At 67.3% G+C, this 9,728-nt stretch carries 11 protein-coding genes, 1 pseudogene and 1 other annotated feature; of the genes and pseudogenes, 3 read left to right on the top strand and 9 right to left on the bottom strand.

The genetic code is table 11. The features are described from left to right. From AC1D2E_RS32960 to AC1D2E_RS32925, 8 genes are all read right to left on the bottom strand, one after another. The coding region (locus tag AC1D2E_RS32960) for an ABC transporter substrate-binding protein (RefSeq protein WP_478201305.1) at nt 1–801 on the bottom strand (801 nt) is incomplete at its 3' end. A gap of 58 nt (nt 802–859) precedes the next feature. After that, nucleotides 860–1,891 carry a LacI family DNA-binding transcriptional regulator gene (locus tag AC1D2E_RS32955; RefSeq protein ID WP_478168693.1) on the bottom strand — a complete coding sequence of 344 codons (1,032 nt, stop codon included), beginning with the start codon at nt 1,889–1,891 and terminating at the stop codon, nt 860–862. A gap of 349 nt (nt 1,892–2,240) precedes the next feature. After that, on the bottom strand, nt 2,241–2,732 hold the full coding sequence (locus AC1D2E_RS32950) for a dihydrofolate reductase (protein WP_478201304.1): 492 nt from the start codon (nt 2,730–2,732) through the stop codon (nt 2,241–2,243). A 5-nt stretch (nt 2,733–2,737) separates the two neighbouring features. Beyond that, complete coding sequence (locus AC1D2E_RS32945) at nt 2,738–3,571, bottom strand: thymidylate synthase (RefSeq protein WP_478201303.1); 834 nt, start codon at nt 3,569–3,571, stop codon at nt 2,738–2,740. 4 nt (nt 3,572–3,575) lie between these two features. Then, nucleotides 3,576–3,890 carry a CcdB family protein gene (locus AC1D2E_RS32940; RefSeq protein ID WP_478201302.1) on the bottom strand — a complete coding sequence of 105 codons (315 nt, stop codon included), beginning with the start codon at nt 3,888–3,890 and terminating at the stop codon, nt 3,576–3,578. A gap of 1 nt (nt 3,891) precedes the next feature. Then, nucleotides 3,892–4,161, bottom strand: a complete 270-nt coding sequence (locus AC1D2E_RS32935) for a type II toxin-antitoxin system CcdA family antitoxin (RefSeq protein ID WP_478176655.1) — start codon at nt 4,159–4,161, stop codon at nt 3,892–3,894. A 58-nt stretch (nt 4,162–4,219) separates the two neighbouring features. Next, entirely contained in the window at nt 4,220–5,638 is a 1,419-nt protein-coding gene (locus AC1D2E_RS32930) for an FAD-binding oxidoreductase (protein WP_478201301.1), read from the bottom strand. Further along, a complete protein-coding gene (locus tag AC1D2E_RS32925; protein ID WP_478201300.1) occupies nt 5,635–6,045 on the bottom strand; it encodes a DUF2069 domain-containing protein in 411 nt (136 codons plus the stop codon). Before AC1D2E_RS32925 ends, AC1D2E_RS32930 begins: the two co-directional genes overlap by 4 nt. A gap of 50 nt (nt 6,046–6,095) precedes the next feature. Between AC1D2E_RS32925 and AC1D2E_RS32920 the strand changes: the two genes are divergently transcribed. From AC1D2E_RS32920 to AC1D2E_RS32910, 3 genes are read left to right on the top strand one after another with little or no spacing between them, the layout of a single operon-like run. Next, nucleotides 6,096–7,310, top strand: coding sequence for a YihY family inner membrane protein (locus tag AC1D2E_RS32920; RefSeq protein WP_478201299.1), 1,215 nt, complete (start codon nt 6,096–6,098; stop codon nt 7,308–7,310). A gap of 43 nt (nt 7,311–7,353) precedes the next feature. Beyond that, a complete protein-coding gene (locus AC1D2E_RS32915) occupies nt 7,354–7,725 on the top strand; it encodes a thioredoxin family protein (RefSeq protein WP_478176651.1) in 372 nt (123 codons plus the stop codon). Between the two features lie 22 nt (nt 7,726–7,747). Beyond that, on the top strand, nt 7,748–8,410 hold the full coding sequence (locus AC1D2E_RS32910) for a Rossmann-fold NAD(P)-binding domain-containing protein (RefSeq protein ID WP_478201298.1): 663 nt from the start codon (nt 7,748–7,750) through the stop codon (nt 8,408–8,410). Nucleotides 8,411–8,840: 430 nt separating this feature from the next. On the opposite strand, the pseudogene AC1D2E_RS32905 reads toward AC1D2E_RS32910, so the two are convergent. Next, a pseudogene (locus AC1D2E_RS32905) lies at nt 8,841–9,728 on the bottom strand (IS3 family transposase); the annotation flags it as partial. After that, nucleotides 9,499–9,615, bottom strand: a sequence feature (AL1L pseudoknot). (Overlaps the previous pseudogene by 117 nt.)

The following is a 9,728-nucleotide window of genomic DNA, read 5'->3' as shown; positions in this document are numbered from 1 at the left end:
GGTCAGGCCGGGCGGCGTGCTGCCCTTGTAGAGCGCCTTGTAGAACTCGAGGCCGCGCACCGCGTCGGGCGAGTTCACGAAGCCGTCCATGGCATAGGGCTTCTTCGGGTCCTCGTACTTGAAGCCCATCGGATAGAGCACGTTGGTGACGCCCATCGTGATGCCTTCGGAGCCGCGCTCGGTGAACAGGTAGGCGCCGTAGACCTTCTTGCCGTCGATCATGCGGCCCTGGAAGAATTCCGCGACCTGCTTGAACTCGGCCCAGGTCTTGGGCGGTGCGAGGTCGCGGTTGTACTTGCTCTTGAACTCGGCCTGCAGTTCGGGCTTGGCGAACCAGTCCTTGCGGTAGGTCCAGCCGACCGCGTCGGCCATCGCCGGCAGCGCCCAGTAGTTCGGCGTGTTCTTCGGCCACTCGGCGTAGCCCACCACGGTGGCGGGCGCGAAGTCCGTCATCTTGATGCCTTCCTTGGCGAAGAATTCGTTGAGCTTGACGTACTGGCCCTGCTCGGCCGCGCCGCCGATCCACTGGCTGTCGCCGATGATCAGGTCGCACAGCTTGCCCTTGGAGTTGAGCTCGTTGAGCATGCGGTCGGCGAAGCTGGTCCACGGCACGAACTCGAACTTCATCTTGATGCCGGTCTTGGTGCTGAAGTCCTTCGAGAGTTCGACCAGCGCGTTGGCCGGGTCCCAGGCGGCCCAGCACAGGGTGATGGTCTTGTCCTGCGCGCGCACGTCGGCGGCGGTCAGGCTGAGCACGGTGGCTGCGGCGAGGGCGATCACCCCCGGGAGCATCTTGGACATCGATTTCATGGGCTGTCTCCAAAAGGTTTGGGTTCAGGGGCACATACCGGGCGTCCGCTCAATGAAGGTTTTCGGCCGTCAGGATCTCGATGCGCGGCTGCACCACGTTGAGTGCGCCACGGACGTTCTCGCACAGCGCGCGCAGTACACGCGCCGCCGTCAACACGCAGTAATGGATGTCCTGGTGGAGGACGTAGGAGAGGGCATTGGCGCTCAGCAGCGAGGCGTTCTCGTCGGTGAAGTCGTGCGCCGCCACGCCAGCATGCGGTGCCAGCCCGGCCTCGGCCAGCGCGCGCGCCACGCCGGCGCTGCCCGAGCCCACGTTGTAGATGCCGGCCACGCGCGCCGGGTCGATGCCGTTCTTCAGTGCGTCGAGCAGCGCGCGGCAGGCGCCGTCGTCATCGGCCGGCAGGTCCGGCGTGCGCACCATGCGCAGTCGGGGAAAGCGCTCCTCGATGACGTGGGCGAAGCCGATGCGGCGCTCGATCTCGGCCGACAGCCGCGTCGCCTGCGACGACAGCAACAAGGTGTCGCGCCGGCTGTCGTTGGCCATCCGTCCCAGCAGCAGGCCGGCGGTGCGGCCGGCGGCGCGATTGTCGGCGCCGATGCAGGTCTCGCGCATGGAGCCCGCGACGTCGGAGAACAGGGTCACGACGTGGACTCCCGTGCGCACCAGTTCGTTGATGGCGCGCTTGATCGGCGGCAGGTCGGGCGCCAGCAAGGCGATGCCTTCGCAGTCGCTCACCTGCGCGAGCTCCTCGGCGAAGCGCGCCGGGTCGGTGGCGTCGAGGCGGTGCGTGATCTCGGTGATGTGGGCGTGCCGGAAATCGCCGGCGGCCTGCGCGATCTGCCGCTCGACCAGGTCGAGGAAGGGCGAGGCGTCGGCCGGCAGCACGAAGGCGAAGCGCGCGTTCGCGCCTCGGCGAGGCCGGCCCGGCTGCTGCGGGGCGCCCAGTTCCTCGACCACCTGCATCACCCGCTGGACGGTCTCGGCATTGACGCCCGGACGGCGGTTGAGCACCCGGTCGACCGTGGCCGTACCCACACCAGCGGTGCGGGCAATGTCGGCGATGGTGGGGGCGGAGGACATGGACGAGGAAGCGTGGATCGAGGTGGCGATCGTAATAACATCAATAATTAAATCAATCAGGGTTTTGGAGCATGGGGCGCAGGTCGGCCAGGACCGGGTGCAGGGGGCGGGAGGTGTGCAAGCGTGCCTCACTCGGGCCGCTAACGGCCGACGAGGCCGCCCGTGGCGAGCGCGTGCGCCGCGCCGACGCCGTCAGACCGCCTCGGTGCGAGGCGTGATGTGCGGGGCCGGCCGCAGGGTCGTCGAGCGGTGGGTCTGTCGTACCCTGCGATGTACCGCAAGTGCAGCGGCAGAAGCCGTCGAGCGTCGAGAAGAATCGGCCGTCTGCGCGCAGGCGATAGGGGGCGTTTCAGCTTCGCTCGAGCGTCACGAAGCTGAACGGGAGCCCGTTGGCCGCGACATGCGATTCGCGCGCCGTCTGCTGCCAGCCGGCGCCGAATTCAGGCGCCCAGGCGTCGCCCTCGTAGTCGCGTTCGATCTCGGTCAACAGCACGCGCCGGGCCAGCGGCTCGGCCGCGGCGTAGATCTGGGCGCCGCCCATCACCCAGGCCTCGACGGCCTGGCCGCGCTCGCAGAGGTCGATGGCTTCCTCGAGGCTGGCCGCCCGTTCGGCGCCGTCGGCCTGCCAATCGGCATTGCGCGTGACCACGACGTTGCGGCGGCCCGGCAGCGGACGGAAGCGCGGCGGGATCGAGTCCCAGGTCTTGCGGCCCATGATCACCGGCGCGCCCATCGTCTGCTTCTTGAAATGCGCCATGTCCTCAGGCAGGTGCCAGGGCATCGTGCCGTCGCGGCCGATCACGCCGTTGGCGGCGCGCGCGAGGATCAGGTTGATGCGCATGGCCATCACACCGCGACCGGCGCCTTGATGGCGGGATGGGGTTCGTAGTCGACCACCTCGAAGTCCTCGTACTGGTAGTCGAAGATCGAAGCCGGCTTGCGCCGGATGACCAGCGTCGGATAGGGCCGGGGTGCGCGGCTCAGTTGCAGGGCCACCTGCTCGGCATGGTTGCTGTAGATGTGGCAATCGCCGCCGGTCCAGATGAAGTCGCCGACGTCCAGCTCGCACTGCTGGGCGATCATGTGCGTCAGCAGTGCATAGCTCGCGATGTTGAAAGGCACGCCGAGGAAGATGTCGGCGCTGCGCTGGTAGAGCTGGCAGCTCAGCTTGCCGCGCTCGCCCGGCGCCTGCGGCGGCGCGACGTAGAACTGGAAGAAGGCATGACAGGGCATCAGCGCCATCTTGGAGAGCTCGGCCACGTTCCAGGCGCTGACGATGATGCGGCGTGAATCCGGGTTGCTGCGCAGCGTGTCGATCACCTGCTGGATCTGGTCGACGTGGCCGCCGTCGGGCGTCGGCCAGCTGCGCCATTGCACGCCGTAGACCGGGCCGAGGTCGCCATCCTCGCGCGCCCATTCGTCCCAGATCGTGACGCCGCGCTCCTTCAGCCAGTTGTTGTTGCTGGAACCGGTCAGGAACCACAGCAGTTCCTGGATGATGGACTTCAGGTGCACCTTCTTGGTGGTGACCAGCGGGAAGCCTTCGTCGAGGTCGAAGCGCATCTGGTAGCCGAACACGCTCTTGGTGCCGGTGCCGGTGCGGTCGCTCTTGTACACGCCGGTGCTGTCGACGTGGCGCATGAAGTCTTCGTATTGGGAGCGGATGGGGTGGGTGGTCATGTCGTCAATGGCCTGCGAACAATGCGTCGAGCGCATCCTGGATATTGAGCTGTTGGTCGGAAAGGTTGGCGACAGGTCGGCGCAACTCCGTCGAGGGAATGGCGCCGATCGAGGCGGTGTCCATGACAACCTCCTTTCCGGCGACCCGAAGTTCCGCATTCAGCGTGCGCACCCTGGTCTTGAAGCGCGCGGTAGCGAAGAGCGGGATGACCACGCGCGTGTCCAGACCTTCGAGATAGTCGCTCTGGACATCCAGCATGAAAGGAATGGCCGCGCGGTCGGTTGCATCCGGATTCGAATAGACGTCGAAGCGCGCCATGTCAACCTTTCTTGCCGTCGCCAAGGCTGCGCGCAAAAGTGCGGTACTTGGCCAGTGGCAAGCCTTCCTTCGCGATCCTGGCGTTGTAGGCGGCGATGCCATCCTTGCTTTCTTCCGCCCATTTCGCCCAGTAGCGACGCTTGACCTCTTCTGCAAGCAGCTCGTCCACCGTCTGGGACAGGTTCATGCCGAGCTCGCGCGCCGCCTCCAGCACCTTGCTGTTGAGCGAAAGGTTGGTTGCCTTTTTCGGGGCTTTTTCGAAGCGAAGCATGCAGCGTTCTCCAAGCATGAACTATGCGCATAGTTTACGCGCATGAACCGTGCCCCCTTCAGAGCCGGATCACCCGGCCCGGATTCAGGATGTTCTGCGGGTCCAGCCCGCGCTTGATGGCGCGCATCATCTCGAGCGCCACCGGCGACTTGTGCTTCTCGAGCTTGTCGACCTTGAGCGAGCCGACGCCGTGCTCGGCCGAGAACGAGCCGTCGAACTTCTCGACTGCGTCGTAGACCAGCGTGTTGATGCGGTCTTCGTGATCGCGCAGGAAGGCCTTGTTGTCGCCGCCCTCGGGTGCCTGCACGTTGTAGTGCAGGTTGCCGTCGCCGAGATGGCCGAAGTTGACCAGGCGAACGCCGGGGATCTCGCGCGCCAGCAGCGCGTCGGTCTCGGCCACGAAGGCCGGAATGCGCGATACCGCGATCGAGATGTCGTGCTTGATGTTGAGCCCTTCCTCGGCCTGTGCCAGCGGAATGCTCTCGCGGACGTGCCAGAGTTGGTGCGCCTGCGTGAGGCTCTCGGCGACCACCGCATCGGTGACGCAGCCGGCTTCGAAGGCGGTTTCGAGCAGCGCCTCGAAGCGCCCGCGGGCGTGGTCCTCGGATTCGCTGTCGGAGTTCTCGAGCAGCACGCAGTACGGCACGGCCTCGTCGTCGATGAAGGGCACGCGCAAGGCAGGGAAATGCTTGGCGACCAGGCTCAGCGCAAACCGGCCCATGACCTCGAAGCCGGTCAGCCCCGGGCCGAGCCGCTGGTGCGCAAGCCCGAGCAGCTTGACGGCGTCGTCGAGCGTGGGTACCGCGGCCCAGGCCATGAGTTGCGCGGCGGGGAGCGGGTAGAGCTTCATCGTCGCCGCGGTGATGACGCCGAGCGTGCCTTCGCTGCCGATCATGAGGTCGCGCAGGTCGTAGCCGGTGTTGTCCTTGCGCAGGCCGCTGGTGCCTTCCCAGACGGCGCCCTGCGGCGTCACGACCTCGAGCCCGAGGCAGAGGTCGCGCGCGTTGCCGTAGCGCACGACCTGCGTGCCGCCGGCGTTGGTCGCCAGGTTGCCGCCGATGGTGCAGCTGCCTTCGGCCGCCAGGCTCAGCGGGAACAGGAAGCCGGCGTTGCGCGCCGCCTCCTGCAAGGTCTGCAGGACGYAGCCGGCCTCGACCGTCATCGTGAGGTTGGCGGCGTCGATGCCGCGGATCGCGTTGAGTCGCTGCAGGCTCAGCAGCACCTGGGTGCCACTCTCGTCCGGGATCGATCCGACCGCCAGGCCGGTGTTGCCGCCTTGCGGCACCAGCGCGGTGCCGGCCGCGGCGCAGGCCTTGACCACCTCGGCCACCTGCCGCGTGTCGCCCGGCCGCACCACCGCCAGCGCCTTGCCGCGCGAGCGCTTGCGCCAGTCCTGCTCCCAGGCGCTGAGATCGCCTTCGGTAAGCACGTTCGCCGCGCCGACGATCGCGCGCAGCTGCTCCAACAAGACGCTCATGGCGTTGCCCTTTCGACTTCGAGTTTGCGGGCCTGCGCGGCGTTGCGCAGCCGCAGCCGCACGTGCCAGGCGCAGGCCGTGAAAAGCGCCAGGCACAGCAGGACCTGGACCAGCGCCAGCAGCTGGCCGACGCCGTTGGTGTCGCTCCAGGCGCGCACCACGCCTTCGGTGAAATAGAGCCAGACCATCAGGCTGACCCAGCGATAGGTGTACATGCGGTTTTTCAGCAGGCCGGCCAGCGGCAGCACCAGCGGCAGCACCTTGAGCGCCAGCCAGGAGCCGCCCGGCCGCAGCGGCGCCAGCCACAGCTCCCAGGCGAGCCCGAGCACGATCAGCCCGACCAGGCTGCCGACGGCAAGCCATCGGGTGGCGGAAACGGAGGCGGGAGGAAGGTTGGATACGGTCAAGGCAGCTCGAATGGGGCGGGTTGCGCCGGGGCGGCGAAAGACCCGGTGGCATGATACCGGCCATGAATCGTCGGCAACTCTGGAGGGATCTTTCGCACTTTCCCTGGGGCAACACCGCCGCCGTGCTCGGCGAGCGTTTTCGGGAAGACCGGCTCGGCCTGACCGCCAGCAGCCTGACCTTCACCACCACCATCGCGATGGTGCCCTTCTTCACGGTGGCGGCGGCGTTGTTCACGGTGTTCCCGATGTTCGGCACGATGCAGGGGCGGGTCCAGCGCTGGCTGATCGACAGCCTGATTCCGGACAACATCGCGCGCCAGGTGCTGGGCTACCTGAACCAGTTCGCGAGCAAGGCCAGCGGCCTCGGCGTGGCCGGCCTGGTGGTGCTGCTGGTCACCGCGGTGGCGCTGATCCTGACCATGGACAAGGCGCTCAACAGCATCTGGCGCGTGCGCAGGCCGCGGCCGCTGGCGCAGCGGGTGCTGATCTACTGGGCCGCGATCACGCTCGGCCCGCTGGTGCTGGCGCTGAGCCTCAGTACCACGGCGGCCTTCTTCTCCGCCTCGCGCGAATTCGTCGGCGGCGCCATCCTGAAACTGCTGTTCGACGGCTTCGAATTCGCGCTGCTGGCCGGCGGCATGGCGGCGCTCTACCGCTACGTCCCGAACACCCACGTGAAATGGGCGCACGCCTGGGCCGGCGGCCTTTTCGTCGCCACCGCCATCGAGGTCGCCAAGCGCGTGCTGGGCTATTACCTGAGCCTGGTGCCGACCTACTCGGTGCTGTACGGCGCCTTCGCGACCGTGCCGATCCTGCTGGTGTGGATCTACGTGGCGTGGGTCATCGTGCTCTTCGGCGCCGTGATCGCGGCCTACCTGCCCAGCCTCCTGACCGGCGTGGCGCGGCGCGGTGGCGCCGCCGGCTGGCCGCTGCAGCTGGCGGCGGAGGTGCTGCAGTACCTGCATGCCGCGAAATCGACGCCCGCCAGCGGCCTGGGCGCGGCCGAGCTGGTGGGCCGGATGAAGGTCGACGCGCTGCAGCTTGCGCCGGTGCTCGAGACCCTGGTCGCGCTCGACTGGATCGCACCGCTGGCTGAGGAGCGCGACAACGACGATCCGCGCTTCGTGCTGCTGGTCGATCCCGCCATTTCGCTCGAGCCGCTGCTGCGCGAACTGCTGATGCCGCAGGCACCGCCGCTGCGCAACCTGTGGACCCGGGGCCCTTTGGAGAGCCTGCGGCTGCAGGATCTGCTGGCGAATTCATAATGGCGCCGGATTCTTCTTCGGCCCTCGACCCTCCGACACTGCCTTGACCGATTTCTCAACCACCGCCGCCGATGATCGACTCTGGGTCGTCTGCCTGTGCGCCGAATGGTGCGGCGCCTGCCGCGAGTACCGGCCCTTGTTCGAACAGGTGGCGCGCGCGCATCCGCGCTTCCGTTTCGCCTGGGTCGATATCGAGGACCACGCGGACATCGCGGACGATTTCGACGTCGAGACCTTCCCGACGCTGCTGATCGCCAGCGATGCCGGCACCCGCTTCCTCGGGCCGCTGCTGCCCCATGCCGAAACGCTCGCGCGCCTGCTGGATGCGCTCCAGCCCGCGCAGGCATCGGCGCCCGAGGTGACGACGCTGCTCGCCGCACTCCAGCGCGAGCCCGAGACCTTCTCGGTCGACTGAGTCCGCGAGAACGAGGCCGCCAATGAAGGTCATGCTCTTCGGTGCAACCGGCATGGTGGGGCAGGGCGTGCTGCGCGAATGCCTGCTCGACGGCGACGTCACGCAAGTGCTCGGCGTCGGCCGCCGGCCGAGCGGCGAGGCGCATCCCAAACTGCGCGATCTGGTCGTGCCCGATCCGGGTCAGCTGTCGGCGGTCGAAGGCGAGTTGTCCGGTTTCGACGCCTGCTTCTTCTGCCTTGGCGTGTCCTCGGTCGGCATGAGCGAAGCGGACTACAGGCGCGTGACCTACGACCTGACTCTCGGGGCGGCACGGACCCTCGCCCGGCTCAACCCGCAGATGACCTTCGTCTATGTGACAGGCGCCGGCACCGACAGCACCGAGCGTGGGCCCAGCATGTGGGCGCGCGTCAAGGGCGCGACCGAGAACGCGCTGATGCGGCTGCCGTTCAAGGCCACCTACATGTTCCGGCCGGGCATGATCCAGCCGATGCACGGAGTGCGCTCCAAGACCGCGCTGTACCGATGGATCTACGTGCTTGCGAACCCGCTGTTCGGTCTGGTGCGTCGCTGGGCGCCGAATCGGGTCACGACCAGCGAGCAGGTCGGACGCGCCATGCTGGTCGCCGCCAAGCGCGGTGCGCCGAGTCCCCTGGTCGAGATGGCCGACATCAACGCGCTGCGCTGACGGCGCCAAGGCTCATGTCCGAAACTGGCGCAGCCCAATAGCAGGGATACCGCGGAACCGGCTTTGCCGGGCCGCTGGTATCGCCCCCTTGAGGGGGCAGCGCCGCAGGCGCTTCGGGGGTGTTTCATCCTGGTTGCTCCACCGCGCGGTGCGCGACCCTCGACCCATGAAACGCAGCTGAGATTCGGAGCGGCCGTTTTTCGGGGCGCGTGCCGAGCACACCGGGTGGCCCCCTCCGCGAATGTCCCCCGGCTTCGCCTCCTCCTTGATTTCGCTGCGGGGGCCACCCGGTGTCCTCGGCACGAGCAACGCCGTGTCTTGATCGTCGATCGACCACCGCCGTGACGGATCACGTCGATGGTGTGCTCTGCGCAGCGAAATAAAGGAGGAGGCCGCAGGCCGGGGGACATTCGCGGAGCAGAGCACGCCGTCGGCGATGGATCAACTCGGCCTTGTAGAGGCCGTTGATCGTCTCGGCCAGAGCGTTGTCATAGGAGTCGCCTTTGCTGCCCACTGATGGYTCGATGCCAGCCTCGGCCAGCCGTTCCGTGTACCGGATGCTGACGTATTGGGCGGATTCAACCGGTCGTCGCAACACCGGGTTGGCGGTCGTAGAGCGCTTGTTCCAAGGCATCGAGCACGAAGTCCGTGCGCATTGAACTGCTGACCCTCCAGCCCACGATGCGCCGGGCAAACACATCGATCACGAAGGCGACGTACAGCCAGCCCTGCCAGGTCGACACGTACGTGAAATCCGAGACCCATAGCTGGTTCGGACGCTGCGCACGAAACTGCCGGTTGACCCGATCCAGCGGGCATGGTGCTCTGGCATCGCTGATCGTGGTCTTCACCACCTTGCCGCGCATCACGCCTCGAAGCCCCAGGCGCCGCATCAGCCGCTCGACTGTGCAGSGCGCCACCGTCGTGCCCTCGCGTGCCAACTGCCTCCAGACCTTCTCGGCGCCATAGACCTGCATGTTGGCCTGCCAGACGCGTTGTATCGCCSGCATGAGGGCATCGTCGCGGTGCGCCCTGGCGCAGCGTCTGTGCGGCTCGCGCAGCAACGCCGCGTGTCGCCGATAGCCCGACGGGGCGACCTGCAATACCTTGCAGATCGGCTCGACCCCGAAGGTGTCACGATGCCTGTCGATGAAGTCCTTCAGGACTTCAGCCGGCGGTCGAGCTCCGCCTGGGCGAAAAACGCGCTGGCCAGCTTCAGGATCTCGTTGGCCCGGCGCAGCTCCTTGACCTCGCGCTCGAGTTCCTTCACTCGCTGGGCCTCGCTGGTCGTGACGCCTTCGCGCACGCCCGAATCAAC

This window comes from Variovorax sp. P1_H2, assembly GCF_056405295.1.
This window is presented reverse-complemented; position numbering and strand designations above follow the sequence as displayed.

Excerpts from the sequence above, each read along its gene's own strand:
- AC1D2E_RS32940 (WP_478201302.1), bottom strand. The coding sequence starts at position 3,890 with ATGGCGCGCTTCGACGTCTATTCGAATCCGGATGCAACCGACCGCGCG.
- AC1D2E_RS32910 (WP_478201298.1), top strand. The coding sequence starts at position 7,748 with ATGAAGGTCATGCTCTTCGGTGCAACCGGCATGGTGGGGCAGGGCGTG.
- AC1D2E_RS32950 (WP_478201304.1), bottom strand. The coding sequence starts at position 2,732 with ATGCGCATCAACCTGATCCTCGCGCGCGCCGCCAACGGCGTGATCGGC.
- AC1D2E_RS32945 (WP_478201303.1), bottom strand. The coding sequence starts at position 3,571 with ATGACCACCCACCCCATCCGCTCCCAATACGAAGACTTCATGCGCCAC.
- AC1D2E_RS32935 (WP_478176655.1), bottom strand. The coding sequence starts at position 4,161 with ATGCTTCGCTTCGAAAAAGCCCCGAAAAAGGCAACCAACCTTTCGCTC.
- AC1D2E_RS32955 (WP_478168693.1), bottom strand. The coding sequence starts at position 1,891 with ATGTCCTCCGCCCCCACCATCGCCGACATTGCCCGCACCGCTGGTGTG.
- AC1D2E_RS32920 (WP_478201299.1), top strand. The coding sequence starts at position 6,096 with ATGATACCGGCCATGAATCGTCGGCAACTCTGGAGGGATCTTTCGCAC.